This is a genomic window from Streptomyces roseirectus, assembly GCF_014489635.1.
In the GTDB taxonomy this organism is placed as follows: domain Bacteria; phylum Actinomycetota; class Actinomycetes; order Streptomycetales; family Streptomycetaceae; genus Streptomyces; species Streptomyces roseirectus.
In genome coordinates this window covers 435,647-449,933 of record NZ_CP060828.1, presented here as the reverse complement: position 1 = coordinate 449,933, position 14,287 = coordinate 435,647, and the positions used below count along the sequence as shown (strand labels likewise).

The following is a 14,287-nucleotide window of genomic DNA, read 5'->3' as shown; positions in this document are numbered from 1 at the left end:
CAGCCGGCCACCTCAGGAGAGCGGGACAGCAATGAAGACAGTTGTCCACCGCGGGGCCCGCACCCTCGCGAACGGCAGCCGCTCCACCGACGGCACCGGGGAGTTACGCGCGCACCCCCGGCGCGACCGGGCGATCCTCGGCCCGCTCCCGGCCGGCCGCCGAGTCGACGAGACGAGTCTGGTCGTCGCCGCGCAGGACGGCGATCCACGTGCGCTCGACGAACTGGCCGCGACGTACCTGCCGTTGGTGTACGCGATCGTGCGCAGGGCGTTGGGTGAACTCGCGGACGTCGATGACGTGGTGCAGGAGACGATGCTGCGGGCGCTGCCCGAACTGCGCACGCTGCGCGCACCGGAGTGCTTCCGGCCCTGGCTGGTCACGATCGCGACCCGGCAGATCAGCACCCACCTGCACCGGCGCCGGGCGGACGCCGAACGAACGGCCCCCCTCGACAGGCTGACCGACTCGCCGGACGCCGACGCCGAGAACCTGGCCCTCATCCACGTCGAACTGTCCGGCCACCGCCGCAAGACCGTACGCGCCAGCCGCTGGCTCGACCCCGACGCCCGCGCGCTCCTCTCCCTGTGGTGGCTGGAGACCACCGGCCGGCTGACCCGGGCGAAACTCGCCGCCGAACTGGGAACGAGCGTGGCCCACGCCGGCGTGCGCCTCCAACGGATGCGCAACCAACTGGAGTCGAGCCGATCCCTCGTCGCCGCCCTGGAAGCCAGCCCCCGCTGCTCCCGGCTGACCGCCGCACTGTGCGGCTGGGACGGCGTCCCCAGCACCCTCTGGCGCAAACGCATCACCCGCCACACCCGCTCCTGCGCGGACTGCGTCCGAGCGGCCGGCGAACTGGTACCCCTCCAACGGCTGGTACCCCAGCTGTAGATCGTGTTCCTGCTGAGGGGGGCCGGTGCGGACAAGGCGCGGCCACCGGCAATGCGGAGAGACCCACCGCGCATGCATGCTGGTCCCTGCCGGCAGAAACCGGTCTGGTGGTGGCGGGCGCCTGCGCGATGACCGCGTCCGGTTCGAAGCTCTTCGGTCTTCCTCTGTCCCTGCCGTAGCGAGTATTCGACTCGGAGGCCAGATACTCGGGCGCGGGTCGACGCCGGAGGTCGGCGAGGCTCTGCCCCCGGTCTGGCTGCTGCGCCGCAGTAGGGACCGGATGCCCTCGACGGGGTGGAGGTCGGGTGCGTAGGCCGGCGGGAAGCAGCAGGTGATCCAGACCGAGATGCCGCGTGGGCCGGTGGATCAGGCGTGAGCGTTCACCGTGCTTGTGGCGGGCCGGAGCGGCGTTGGAGAAGCGACGCTGAGAGCGTCCGCGAACCCGGCTGACTTGGTGGCTGAGCCGTGCCGTGGTGGTGGCGGCCTCGGTGCTCACCTGCCGGCAACTACCGAACCGGGTGGCGAAGCTCCCGTCGGACAGCCCGGCCGCGGTAGACCAGGTAGGGCCGGGTGAGATAGCCGACGGGCGCGCTCCAGACGTGCACGAGCCGGGTGAACGGCCAGACGGCGAACAGCAGGCAGGCGCTCAGCGCGTGGAGCCGGAACAGGAGAGGAGCGTCGGCCATGTCCTGAGGCCGGGGGCGCAGGGCGAACAGGCCCCGGAACCAGGGGGAGACGCCGGCGCGGTAGTCGTAGCCGGGGCCGAAGACGTTGTGCGCGGCGGTGGCGGCGATCCCCAGCAGGACGGTCGCGGCCAGCAGCGGGAAGAGGACCTTGTCGGCGCGGTCCGTGGTGAGCCGGATCCGCCGGGCCAGGACCCGGCGGGCGCACAGCAGGCCCAGCCCGGTGACCATCGCGAGCCCCGCGCCCGACCCCAGCCAGACGGCCCCGGTGTGGTACGCGTGCTCGCTGATCCCCGCCGCCTCGGTCCACGCGCCGGGCACCGCGAGCCCCACCACGTGCCCGGCGATCACCAGGAACGCGCCGAGGTGGAACAGCGGGCTGCCCCAGCGCAGCCAGCGGTGTTCGAGGAGCTGACTGGTGTGGCTGGTCCAGCCGAACTGGTCGTGGCGCCAGCGCCAGACGTGCCCGGCCGCGAACACGGCGAGACAGACGTAGGGGAAGGCGACCCACAGCAGCAGGTCACCGGCCGAGACGTTCACCGGGAGTCCTCCTGGCAGGCGGGCGGGGGCGCGAACTCGCCGTACCCGTACGGGGTGAGGCCCACCTCCTCGGCGGGCGGCCCGTCGGCGGCGAGCCGTGCGACGGCGGCCAGGTCGGCCCGCGTGGGCGGCGGCAGCAGACCGCACAGCGCGGCCAGCACGTGCCGGTAGGGCGAGCCGGCCTCCGCCAGCGCACACCGGATCAGCTCCAGGCCACGCCGGTGCTGACGCAGCGGAGCCTCCCCGCCGCCCGGACCCGCCAGCGCCGCGAACTCCAGCACCACCGGCAGATGATCGGGCAGCTCCCCGCCACCGACGTCCCAGCCGGCCGCGCGGTAACGCCGGCTGAGCGTCAGCAGCGCCATGCCCCGGCGGCGGGTGTCGCCGTGCAGGTAGTACGTGAGGTGGAGACCGCTCCTGCGCCGCAGGTCGAACATCTCGACGTAGTGCCGCTCCAGCGCCTCGCCCTCCTGCCCAGCGAACCAGGCGAGAAAGACGGCCAGTTCACCGGCGGCGCGCGAACGCGGCAGCGCTGCCACGGCGTTCGCCAACTCGGCGCGCCCCGCGACGAGTTCACGGTCCGGATACTGGAGCAGCAGGGAGCACAGCCGCAGCAGCAGGGCCCGCGCCTCGGCCTCCTCCGGCGTGAGCCGGGACGGACGGAGCACGGCGGCCCGCACCCGGGTGCGGACCATGGCGGGCAGGGACGAGGGCAGCGGACTCACGGACGGCCTCCAAAGACGGCGGGGTTCACGGACGGCCTCCGCCGCTCCGGCGCAGCGTGGGCATGCCCAGCGGCACCCGGCGGCCCGCGGGCGACTCGACCGGGCAGCGGTTCTCCAGCGCGCCCAGCGCCGCCGCGTCCTCCCTGTGCGCCGCCGGAACCACGTACCGGTCGGCGTACTTGGCGACCGCGAGCAGCCGGTGCAGCTCCTCGGCGTCCCCGGGCGTGAGACGGACGGCCTTCAGCGCGGCGTCGTCCCCCGGCTCGCCCAGCGCGCGCCGGCGCATGTACGAGCGCAGCGCCGTCAGTTTCATCAGCACCCCGGCGACGACGTCCGTGTCCCCGGCGGTGAACAGCTCGGCCAGGTACTCCAGCGGGATGCGCAGCCGGGTGACGGCCGCGAAGACGTGATCGGGGTCGTCCTGGTCCCCGCCCGCGCCGGTGACGGCGTCCAGCACCGGGGAGAGCGGGGGCACGTACCAGACCATGGGCAGGGTGCGGTACTCCGGGTGCAGCGGCAGAGCGATCCGGTGCCGGACGACGAGGTCGTGGACAGGGGAGCGGCGGGCGGCGTCCAGCCAGTCCTCCGGGATGCCCGACTCCCGCGCGGCGGCGGCGACTTCGGGGTCACGGGGGTCGAGGAAGACGTCCCGCTGCGCCTCCAGCAGATCCCGCGCGTCCGGGGTGGCCGCGGCCCCCGCGACGCGGTCGGCGTCGTACAGGAGCAGGCCGAGGTAGCGCAGCCGCCCCACGCAGGTCTCCGAACACACGGTGGGTCGGCCCGCCTCGACGCGCGGGAAGCAGAACGTGCACTTCTCGGCCTTGCCGGTGGCGTGGTTGACGTACACCTTCTTGTACGGGCACGCCGTCACACACATCCGCCAGCCCCGGCAGCGGTCCTGGTCGACGAGGACGATGCCGTCCTCGACCCGCTTGTACAGCGCCCCGGACGGACAGGCCGCCACGCAGGCCGGGTTGAGGCAGTGCTCGCACAGGCGGGGCAGATGGAAGAGGAAGGTCTGCTCGAACTCGAACCGCACCTTCTCCGCCCAGCTCCCGCTGAGGTTCGGGTCGTCGCCCGCGTGCTCCGGCGCCCCGCCCAGCCCGTCCTCCCAGTTGGCGCCCCAGGTGACGGCGGCCGGCCTGCCGGTCAGGAGCGAGCGGGGCCGGGCCACCGGGAGATCGGGACCGGCGGGGGCGCTGACGAGGTGGTCGTAGTCGTAGGTGACGGGCTCGTAGTAGTCCTCGACGGACGGCAGGTCGGGATTGGCGAACAACGACAGCAGGCGTCTGGCCCGGCCGCCCGAACGCAGGACCAGCCGGCCCCGCCCGTCGAGGGCCCAGCCGCCCTTCCAGTGCTCCTGGTCCTCGTAGCGGCGCGGGTAGCCGACGCCGGGTTTCGTCTCGACGTTGTTGAACCAGGCGTACTCGACGCCGGGCCGGTTGGTCCACGTCTGCTTGCAGGTCACCGAACACGTGTGGCAGCCGATGCACTTGTCGAGGTTCATCACCATCGCCACCTGGGCCAGCACGCGCATGGGTCAGTACTCCACGTCCTGTGAACGGCGGCGGATCACGGTGACCTCGTCGCGCTGGTTGCCGGTCGGGCCGTAGTAGTTGAAGGCGTACGTCAACTGGGCACAGCCGCCCGCGAGATGGGTGGGTTTGACCAGCAGCCTCGTCAGCGAGTTGTGGATGCCGCCCCGCTTCCCGCTGAGCTCGGACCTCGGGACGTTCACCGTGCGGTCCTTGGCGTGGTACATGTACACCGTGCCCTCGGGCATCCGGTGGGTGACCACCGCGCGGGCGACGACGACGCCGTTGCGGTTGTACGCCTCGATCCACTCGTTGTCCCTGACGCCGATCTTCGACGCGTCGGCCGTGGACATCCAGATCACCGGGCCGCCCCGGGAGAGGGCGAGCATGTGGGCGTTGTCCTGGTACGCCGAGTGGATGGACCACTTGGAGTGCGGGGTGAGGTAACGGACCGTCACCTCCGCGCGGTCACCGCCGAGTTCGTCGTCGCCGTAGTGCCTTCGGGCGTTCAACGGCGGCCGGTAGACGGGCAGTTGCTCGCCGAGTTCGGCGATCCAGTCGTGCTGGACGAAGAAGTGCTGGCGGCCGGTGAGGGTGTGCCAGGGCTTCAGGTGCTCGGTGTTGATGACGAACGGGGAGTAGCGGCGGCCCCCGGTCTCGCTGCCGGACCACTCGTACGACGTCATGACCGCGCGGGGCTGGGTGCGGGTGTCGGCGAAGGTGATGCGCTCGGCCTCCCGTTCGGCGGCCAGCCCCACCAGGCCCTCGCTGCCGGTCCGTTCCTGGAGCCGGCGGAAACCCTCGGTCGCCAGGCGGCCGTTGGTGGTGCCGGACAGGGCGAGGATCGCCTCGCACAGGTGGGACGCGGTGGCCAGCGAGGGGCGGCCGTCGAGGGTGCCGTTGCGTCGTCCCAGCTCCTCGATCTCCCGGTCCGGGTGGACGGTGACGCCCTTCGTCGTGGTGCCGAGGGTGCCCAGGAGCGGGCCGAGGGCACGCATCTTCCGGGCGACGGCCGCATAGTCGCGCTCGATCGTGACCAGCTTCGGCATGGTCCGGCCGGGGACCGGCGCGCACTCGCCGAGCTTCCAGTCCCGCACCACCCCGCCGGGCTGGGCGAGTTCGTCCGGGGTGTCGTGCAGGAGGGGGACGGCGACGACGTCGGTCCGGGTGCCCAGGTGCTCGGCGGCCAGCTCGCTGAAGCGGTCGGCGAGCGCCAGGAACGTGTCGTGGTCGGTGCGGGCCTGCCAGGGCGGGGCGATGGCCGGGGTGAAGGCGTGCACGAAGGGGTGCATGTCCGTGCTGGACAGGTCGTCCTTCTCGTACCACGTCGCGGCCGGCAGGACGACGTCGGCCAGCAGCCCGGTCGACGTCATCCGGAAGTCCATCGTGACCAGCAGGTCGAGCTTGCCCTCGGGCGCCTCCTCCCGCCACACCACCTCCCGCGGGCGGCCCTCCGGCGGGGTCTCGGCCGAGCGGACGGCCGCGTCCGTGCCGAGGAGGTGGCGCAGGAAGTACTCGTTGCCCTTGCCGGAGGAGCCCAGCAGGTTCGCCCGCCACACCGTCAGCACCCGCGGGAAGACGGCCGGGTCGTCGGGGTCCTCGACGGCGAACTTCAGCCGCCCCGAGGTGAGTTCACCGACGACGTGGTCCGCGGGTGTGCGCCCCCGAGCCGCCGCCTCGTCCGCCAGGTCCAGCGGGTTGCGGTCGAACCCGGGATGGCCGGGCGTCCAGCCCAGCCGGACCGCCTGTGCCAGGCAGTCGGCGGTGGCCCGGCCGGCGAAGCGACCGGTGCCCAGCGGGGACGCCAGCTCGTCCGGCCCGAACGCCTCGTAGCGCCACTGATCGGTGTTCAGGTACCAGTACGACGTACCCGCCATGTGCCGGGTGGGCCGCTGCCAGTCGAAGGCGAACGCCAGATGCTGGAGTCCGGTGAGCGGACGGATCTTCTCCTGGCCGACGTAGTGCGCCCACCCGCCGCCGTTCACGCCCTGGCAGCCGGTCATCGTCACCAGTGCGAGGAACGCCCGGTAGATGGTGTCGGAGTGGAACCAGTGGTTGGTCCCGGCACCCAGCGCGATCATCGAACGCCCCTCGGTGCGCTCGGCGTTGCGCGCGAACTCCCGCGCGATCCGGGCGGCCTGCGCGGCCGGCACCGAGGTGACCGTCTCCTGCCAGGCCGGGGTGTACGGCTGGCCCGCGTCCTCGTACGACGACGGCCAGCGTCCCGGCAGCCCCGGACGGCCCACCCCGTACTGGGCCAGCATCAGGTCGAACACGGTCGTCACCAGGTGCCCGCCGACCCTGCGGACCGGCACGCCCCGCACCATCGTCGAACCGCCCTCGGTCGCGCCCTCGTCGAAGCGCGGCAGCACCACCTCGGCCGCCCCCTCCGCCCGGTCGAGCAGGCTCAACTCCGGTACCACGCCGCCCAGATCGAGGTTCCAGCGGCCTCGCCCGGCTTCTCCCCACCGGAAGCCGAGCGAGCCGCCGGGGATCACCGGATCACCGGTGGCCCCGTCGAGGAGGACCGTCTTGAACCGGGCGTGCTCCTCGTCGCTGCCGAGATCGGCGGCGGTCAGGAACCCGCCGGGGACGAGCCCCAGATCGTGCTCGCGCAAGGTCACCAGGAACGGCGCGTCGGTGAACCTGCTCAAGTAGTCGCGGAAATACGGCACGTCACGGTCGACCAGGAACTCCCGCAGGATCACGTGGCCCATCGCCATGGCCAGCGCGCCGTCCGTCCCCGGGTGCGGTGCCAGCCACTCGTCGGCGTGCTTGACGTTGTCGGCGTAGTCGGGGCTGACCGCCACGACCTTCGTGCCGTTGTAGCGCGTCTCGGTCAGGAAGTGCGCGTCGGGCGTGCGGGTGACGGGGATGTTGGAGCCCCACATGATCAGGTAACCCGCGTTCCACCAGTCCGCGGCCTCGGGGACGTCCGTCTGGTCGCCGAAGACCTGCGGCGAGGCGATCGGCAGGTCCGCGTACCAGTCGTAGAACGACAGCAGCGTCCCGCCGATCAGCGACAGGAAACGGGCACCGGCCGCGAACGACGCCATCGACATCGCCGGGATCGGCGAGAACCCCGCGACCCGGTCCGGGCCGTACGCCTTGACGGTGTGCACGTGGGCGGCGGCGACCAGTTCGGTCACCTCCTCCCAGCTCGCCCGCACCAGCCCGCCCTTGCCGCGCGCCCGCTTGTAGGCGCGGGCCTTCGCCGGGTCACCGGTGATCTCCGCCCAGGCCGCCACCGGGTCGCCGAGCCGGCGCCGGGCCTCGCGCCACAGCGTCAGCAACTCGCCCCGCACGTACGGGTACCTGACCCGGCTGGGGGAGTAGGTGTACCAGGAGAACGAGGCGCCCCGCGGGCAGCCCCGCGGCTCGTACTCGGGGCAGTCCGCGCCGATGGACGGGTAGTCGGTGGCCTGGTGCTCCCAGGTGATGATGCCGTCCTTGACGTACACCATCCACGAGCAGGAGCCCGTGCAGTTCACGCCGTGCGTGGAACGCACCACCCTGTCGTGCGCCCAGCGGTCGCGGTAGAAGCCCTCCCAGCGGGCGTCGGCCGTGCCGAACACCGCGTGGCCGTCGGCCGACACCTCACGCCGGGTCAGCAGCCGCCGCGCCGCGAGCGGCCACTTTCCGGCGCCGGGTGTCCTTCTGTCGTTCGCCATGGCCGGAACGCTAGGCGGGGCGCGGGCCGGGCCACCGTGGGCCGAACGGCCCTGCGGCAGGCCCGGACAGCCCCCCGCACGGGCGGTGATCAAGGACCACCGGGCCCCGGACGAGGGCTTGTCGGCCTCCTTCGCCCGTCGCGCCCCTGGACCGAGAGTGGTGTGCCGTTCACCGGCATCAGCGTCGCCTGCATCAGAGTCACCGGCACCACCGTCGCCGGCACCCGTGGAGAGGAACGGATGGCCATGCCCCAGCCGTCGAGGAAACAGAGCGAGACACCGGCGGACGTCGCTTCCGTCCCCCGCCGGGCGTGGCTGATGCTGGCCCTGGCCACGCTCGGCTTCGCCGTCAACTTCTGGGCCTGGGCGCTGCTCAGCCCGCTCGGCCCCCGCTTCAAGGACACCCTGCACCTCAGCTCCTTCCAGCAGTCGCTGCTGGTCGCCGTCCCCGTCGTGGTCGGCTCGCTGGGGAGGATCCCCGTCGGGGCGCTCACCGACCGGTTCGGCGGGCGCGTGATGTTCCCCGTGGTGTCGGCGGCCACGGTCCCGCCGGTGCTGTACCTCGGGTCGGCCGGGGACACCTCGCTCGCCGCGCTGCTGGCCGGCGGCTTCTTCCTCGGCATCGGCGGCACCGCGTTCGCCGTCGGGGTGCCGTTCGTGACCGCCTGGTTCCCGCCCGAACGGCGAGGGCTCGCCATCGGCGTCTTCGGCATGGGCATGGGCGGCACCGCGATCAGCGCGCTGAGCACGGTGAAACTGGTCGACGCGCACGGCACGGCGAGCCCCTTCCTGATCACGGCGGCCGGTCTCGTCGCCTACGCCGCCCTCGCCGCGCTCGTCCTGCGTGACGCGCCCGGCCGCACCGCCGTGACGCAGCGCCTTTCCCACCGGCTGGCCGACACCCTCCGCCTCCCGGTGACCTGGCAGGCCGCCGCCCTGTACGCCGTGGCCTTCGGCGGATACGTCGCCTTCTCCGTCTACCTGCCCACCTACCTCAAGAACGGCTACGGCCTCACCCAGGCCGACGCCGCCGACCGGATGGCCGGGTTCGTGCTGCTCGCGGTGGCGATGCGGCCGGTCGGCGGCTGGCTCTCCGACCGCGTCGGACCGGTCCGCGTCCTCGCGACCGCCCTCGGCGCCGTCCTTGTCGGGGCGTGCGTCCAGTCCCTCACCCCAGACCTCGCGCCGGTCGGCACCGCCGCCTTCCTCACCATGGCCGGGGCCCTCGGCGCGGGCAGCGGGGCGGTCTTCGCCCTCGTCGCCCTCCTGGCTCCCGCCGACAAGGTCGGCTCGGTCACCGGCGTCGTCGGCGCCGCCGGCGGCCTCGGCGGGTTCGTGCCGCCGCTCGTGATGGGCGGGCTCTACGGGGTGTACGGGTCGTACGCCGTCGGACTGCTCCTGCTCGGCGCGGTCGCCACGGGGGCGCTGGTCTTCACCGGGACCGGGGTGCGGTCCGCGCTGGGAAGCCGTGGCCCGGCGTCCGCCCGGGTCCCGTCCTGACGGCCGTACAGGGCACGGACGTTCGGCCGGCGGCAGGACACACGAGTTTCCGCAGAGGTACGCCACGACCGGCCATGCGGCTCTTCGTCACGCCGGTGCGACCGCGCTGCGGGTCTTCGAGCCCGGCACGGAGGAGAAGCCCGACGCGCTGCCCGAAGGGCGTCGCCGAGATCACCATGCTCGCTGATCGGATTCGACTTCGGCGACGGCCACCCGCACGGCCCCGACCTGATCGACGCCGCGCTCGGGGCGATCGAACGGGACCCGTGGACGATCACCGACGCGGTCGAGGAACAGCCGCGGCCGCCGGACGACCCGATTCCCCTCGAGGACGAGCGATCCCCGTTCGGGGCAGCCCGGCCGCGCGCCGTCCACACCTGGCGCCCGGCGGCATCCGAACTCTCGGCGTTCCGCGAACGCGGCTGTCGATGCTTCCGCCGGGAGCCGCGCGGGTACGGCCCGAGGGATTTCTCCGCTCCGGCGGACGGACGCCGGACCGGGGCCGATCGGCCTCGGGCGCGTCCCGGGCGGCCCCTGTCGCACGGGGCCGGGCGACGTGACGCTGGTGGAGCGAGCGGGCCGGTGTCAGAACCGGCGTCCGCGCTCGTCCCGTGAAGGCACCCGGCATCGAGAGGCGGCACGACCCCGATGGACAAGCCGACCACGTACGTCCACACGTTCGCCGAGGGCGACCGGACCATGGCCGCTCTCCTGGGCGGGAAGGGCGCAGGGCTCGCGGAGATGACGCGGCTCGGACTGCCCGTCCCGCCCGGGTTCACCGTCACCACCGAGGCGTGCACCGCCTATCTGGCCACCGGGCAGGAGCCGGACGGGCTCGGTGTCGAGGTGGCCCGTGCCCTGGCCGGACTGGAGCGGGCCACGGGACGCACCCTCGGTGACGCCGAGGACCCGCTGCTGGTGTCCGTGCGCTCCGGCGCCCGGTTCTCGATGCCCGGGATGATGGACACCGTCCTGGACATCGGCCTCAACGACGTGTCGGTCACCGCGCTGGCCAAGGCGTCCGGCCGGGAACGCTTCGCCTGGGACTCCTACCGGCGGCTGGTGCAGATGTTCGGCCACACCGTGATGGGGGTGGACGGCGGCCTGTTCGAGGCGGCCATGACGGGACGCGAGCTGGACGCGGCCGAACTCGTCGCGCTCGTCGAGGAGTTCAAGGACATCATCCGCAAGGAGACGGGCGAGGAGTTCCCGCAGGACCCCGGCGAGCAACTGGTCCGGGCGATCCGCGCGGTCTTCGACTCCTGGAACGGCGAGCGCGCCCGCGTCTACCGGCACCGCGAACACATCGCCGACGACCTCGGCACCGCCGTCAACGTCCAGGCGATGGTCTACGGCAACCTCGGACCCGACTCCGGCACCGGCGTCGCCTTCACCCGCGACCCCGCGACCGGCGAACGTGGCCTGTACGGCGACTACCTGCCCGACGCACAGGGCGAGGACGTCGTCGCGGGGGTCCGGGACGCGGTCCCGCTCGCCGAGCTGAAGACCCACGTCCCCCGCGCCCACACCGAACTCGCCGGCCACCTGGAGACGCTGGAGGACCACTACCGGGACCTGTGCGACGTCGAGTTCACCGTCGAGCGCGGCCGGCTGTGGATCCTCCAGACCAGGATCGGCAAACGCACCGCCGAGGCCGCCTTCCGCATCGCCCACGACCTGCGGGAGGAGCGGACGATCAGCGCCGACGAGGCGCTGGCCCGGGTGGACGGGACCGAACTGACCCGGCTGATGTTCCCCCGCTTCGCGACCCGCCCCGGCGCCGCACCCCTCGCCCACGGTCTGCCCGCCTCGCCGGGCGCCGCCGTCGGGGTCGCCGTCTTCGACTCCGCCGAGGCCGTCCGCCGGGCCGCCGCCGGCGAGCGCACCGTCCTGGTCCGCCGCGAGACCGTCCCCGACGACCTGCCCGGCATGATCGCCGCCGAGGCCGTCCTGACCAGCCGCGGCGGCAAGACCAGCCACGCCGCCGTCGTCGCCCGAGGCATGGGCAAGGTCTGCGTGTGCGGCGCCGAGTCCGTCACCGTCGACCCGGACGCCCGCCTCCTGACCACCGCCGACGGGACCGTCGTCCGCGAGGGCGACACTCTCTCCGTCGACGGCACCGCGGGCACTGTCCACCTCGGCGCGCTCCCGCTCACCGCCTCCGACGTCACCCGCGCCCTGGAGACCGGCACGGCGACCGGACCGCTCACCGAGGCGGTCCTGGGTGCCCTCGCGCACGCCGACTCCGTGCGCCGGCTCGAGGTGCGCGCCAACGCCGACACCCCCGAGGACGCGGCCCGCGCCCGCGCGCTGGGCGCCCAGGGCATCGGGCTGTGCCGTACCGAGCACATGTTCCTCGGGGAGCGCCGCTCCCTCGTCGAGGCGATGATCCTCGCCCGCGACGACACCGCCCGCGAACGCGCCCTGGCCGCCCTGCTGCCGCTCCAGCGCGCCGACTTCACCGGCATCCTCAAGGCCATGGACGGCCTGCCGGTGACGATCCGGCTGCTTGACCCGCCGCTGCACGAGTTCCTGCCCGACCGCACCGCGCTCGCCGTCCGTCTGGCGACCGCGAAGCACCCGGACGTCCGTGACCGGGAACTCCTCGACGCCGTCGAACGCCTGCACGAGCAGAACCCGATGCTCGGACTGCGCGGGGTGCGCCTGGGCCTGGCCGTACCGGGTCTGATGGCCATGCAGGTACGGGCCGTCGCCGAGGCCGTCGCCCGGCGGCTGCGCGACGGGGGCCGGCCGCGCGCCGAGATCATGGTCCCGCTCGTCGGCACCGCCGAGGAACTGCGGCTGGCCTGCGCCGAGACCGCGCGCGTCCTCGCCGAGGTCTCCGCCGAGACCGGCCTGCCCATGGACCTGCCCATCGGCACGATGATCGAACTGCCGCGCGCCGCGCTCATCGCCGGACAACTGGCGGAGACGGCCGACTTCTTCTCCTTCGGCACCAACGACCTCACCCAGACGGCCTGGGGCCTGTCCCGCGACGACGCCGAGGCGTCCTTCTTCCCTCTCTATCTGGAGAAGGGCGTGCTCACCGCGTCGCCCTTCGAGACGATCGACGAGGAAGGCGTCGGCCGGCTGGTCGAACTCGCCGTCACGTTCGGCCGCCTCGCCAACGCCCGCCTGGAGACCGGGGTCTGCGGCGAACATGGCGGCGACCCCGCGTCCATCCGCTTCTTCCACCGGGCCGGCCTCACTTACGTCTCCTGCTCCCCCTTCCGCGTCCCCGTCGCCCGCCTCGAAGCGGGCCGCGCGACGCTGGAGGGCACGGACACGAGTGACAGCAGGTGACCAGGACCGGCCTCGCCGTCGCCGGGCTCGACGGCTCCCGGGCGAGCCCCGCCGCGGCCGACCGGGCCGCCACGAAAGCCCGGCGCCGGGGCACTGCCCGTGCGTCTGCCGCACGCGGGGGACAGCATCCCTGACTGACGACGAGACCGGGGCCCCCGCCCGAACTGAGGGCGGGGGCCCCGGTCTCGTCACATCTCGGACAGCGAGCGGTGCCCCGGACCGGGGGAGTCCACCGAACCGGTGCACCGCGCGCCCGGACTCGCCCTGCGCGCCGACGCCGTCCAGGAGTTCGCCTTCCGCGCAGCCCCGTCACGCCACGCACCGCCGCACGCCGTGCACGTGCGCAGACCGGAGGCCGGGGACGGGGATCTCGCGGTTCGGGTATCCCGTGGTGGGCCCGGCGCCCGGCCGTGTGCTCACCCGTGCGGCACCACCGCGACCGGGCACCCGGCGCGCTGGATCGCCGCGTGGGTGACGGGACCCGTGCGGTGGGTGAGGCGGTGGCCGACGACGGCGAGGCTCGCGGCGGCCGCGGCGCGGACCAGGGCGCCGGCCGGCTTGTCCTCGACGACGGTCTCCAGGACCGTCACGTCCGGATACTTGTCGCGCCACGGCGTGAGGACGGCCCTGAGGCAGCCCAGCCACTCCTCGGCCCGGGACACCTCCGTGAGGGCGATGTCGCCCGGCCCGAGGCCGAACGAGCCGGACGACTGCCAGGCGTACACGGCGCGCAGGCGTGCGCCGCGCAGCCGGGCCGCCTCGAAGGCGAACTCGATCACCTCGTCGCAGGAGTCGGTGACGTCGAGGGCGAGCACGACGTCCCGGTAGCCGGTGAACGTCGAGGGGCTGCCGTCGGTCTCCGGGACGTGCTCGTCCGGCGCGTCCGCGTCCGCGCGCACCAGGACGACCGGTCGCGTCGCTTTCGCCACCACACCGAGCGCGACCGACCCCACCAGGAGCCCGGTGAACCCGCCCAGCCCGCGCGAGCCCAGCACCAGCGGCGCCGCCCGGTCGGCCTCGTGCACCAGGGCGGCGGTCGCGGGACCCGCCAGCAGGTCGTCCTGGATCCGCAGCCCGGGGCACGCGGCGCGCACCCGCTCCCCGGCCCGCAGCAGTGAGCGCCGGGCCAGGTGCCGCTGGGCCGCGCTGGAGAGGACGGTGTCCCGCTGCCGGGTGTACCGGTTCCAGGCGTGCACCAGACGCAGGGGCTGGTCACGCCGCAGCGCCTCGCGGGCCGCCCACTGCGCGGCGGCCATACTCGCGTCGGATCCGTCGACTCCGACGACCACGGGCTGATCCTTCATCACGGCACCTCCGGCCAGGGGCGGTTCTCCACTGCCCAGCCTCCTGCGGTGCGACCGGCGCGGGGAGGGCCCACCGGGCCTCGACGGGGACCGACCGGCCTCTGCGGACCCGGACCCCCACGACGGAACCTGGA

General features: G+C 73.5%; 8 protein-coding genes and 1 pseudogene. 3 read left to right on the top strand and 6 right to left on the bottom strand.

Annotation, left to right across the window (positions count from 1 at the left end):
* Positions 1 to 31 precede the first annotated feature (31 nt).
* A complete protein-coding gene (locus tag IAG44_RS01720) occupies positions 32 to 892 on the top strand; it encodes an RNA polymerase sigma factor (RefSeq protein ID WP_246561368.1) in 861 nt (286 codons plus the stop codon).
* Positions 893 to 1,144: 252 nt separating this feature from the next.
* Here the strand turns inward: IAG44_RS01720 and IAG44_RS43135 are convergent.
* From IAG44_RS43135 to IAG44_RS01700, 5 genes and pseudogenes are all read right to left on the bottom strand, one after another.
* Positions 1,145 to 1,381, bottom strand: a pseudogene (locus IAG44_RS43135) (IS630 family transposase); the annotation flags it as partial.
* Between the two features lie 17 nt (positions 1,382 to 1,398).
* On the bottom strand, positions 1,399 to 2,115 hold the full coding sequence (gene narI, locus IAG44_RS01715; protein ID WP_187745355.1) for a respiratory nitrate reductase subunit gamma: 717 nt from the start codon (positions 2,113 to 2,115) through the stop codon (positions 1,399 to 1,401).
* On the bottom strand, positions 2,112 to 2,840 hold the full coding sequence (narJ, locus tag IAG44_RS01710) for a nitrate reductase molybdenum cofactor assembly chaperone (RefSeq protein ID WP_187745354.1): 729 nt from the start codon (positions 2,838 to 2,840) through the stop codon (positions 2,112 to 2,114). Before narJ ends, narI begins: the two co-directional genes overlap by 4 nt.
* Before the next feature lie 25 nt (positions 2,841 to 2,865).
* A complete protein-coding gene (gene narH / locus IAG44_RS01705; RefSeq protein ID WP_187745353.1) occupies positions 2,866 to 4,377 on the bottom strand; it encodes a nitrate reductase subunit beta in 1,512 nt (503 codons plus the stop codon).
* A gap of 3 nt (positions 4,378 to 4,380) precedes the next feature.
* The gene (locus IAG44_RS01700; protein ID WP_187745352.1) at positions 4,381 to 8,046 is read right to left on the bottom strand and encodes a nitrate reductase subunit alpha; all 3,666 of its coding nucleotides are present in this window, start codon (positions 8,044 to 8,046) and stop codon (positions 4,381 to 4,383) included.
* Between the two features lie 246 nt (positions 8,047 to 8,292).
* On the opposite strand from IAG44_RS01700, the gene IAG44_RS01695 reads away from it, so the two are divergent.
* Together IAG44_RS01695 and ppdK are read left to right on the top strand one after the other, a co-directional pair.
* A complete protein-coding gene (locus IAG44_RS01695) occupies positions 8,293 to 9,546 on the top strand; it encodes an MFS transporter (protein ID WP_187752446.1) in 1,254 nt (417 codons plus the stop codon).
* Between the two features lie 648 nt (positions 9,547 to 10,194).
* Positions 10,195 to 12,849: a pyruvate, phosphate dikinase gene (gene ppdK / locus IAG44_RS01690; RefSeq protein ID WP_187745351.1), complete on the top strand. Its 2,655-nt coding sequence runs from the start codon at positions 10,195 to 10,197 to the stop codon at positions 12,847 to 12,849.
* 416 nt (positions 12,850 to 13,265) lie between these two features.
* Here ppdK and IAG44_RS01685 read toward each other — a convergent pair whose 3' ends face one another.
* A complete protein-coding gene (locus IAG44_RS01685; protein ID WP_187745350.1) occupies positions 13,266 to 14,153 on the bottom strand; it encodes a universal stress protein in 888 nt (295 codons plus the stop codon).
* Positions 14,154 to 14,287 lie beyond the last annotated feature (134 nt).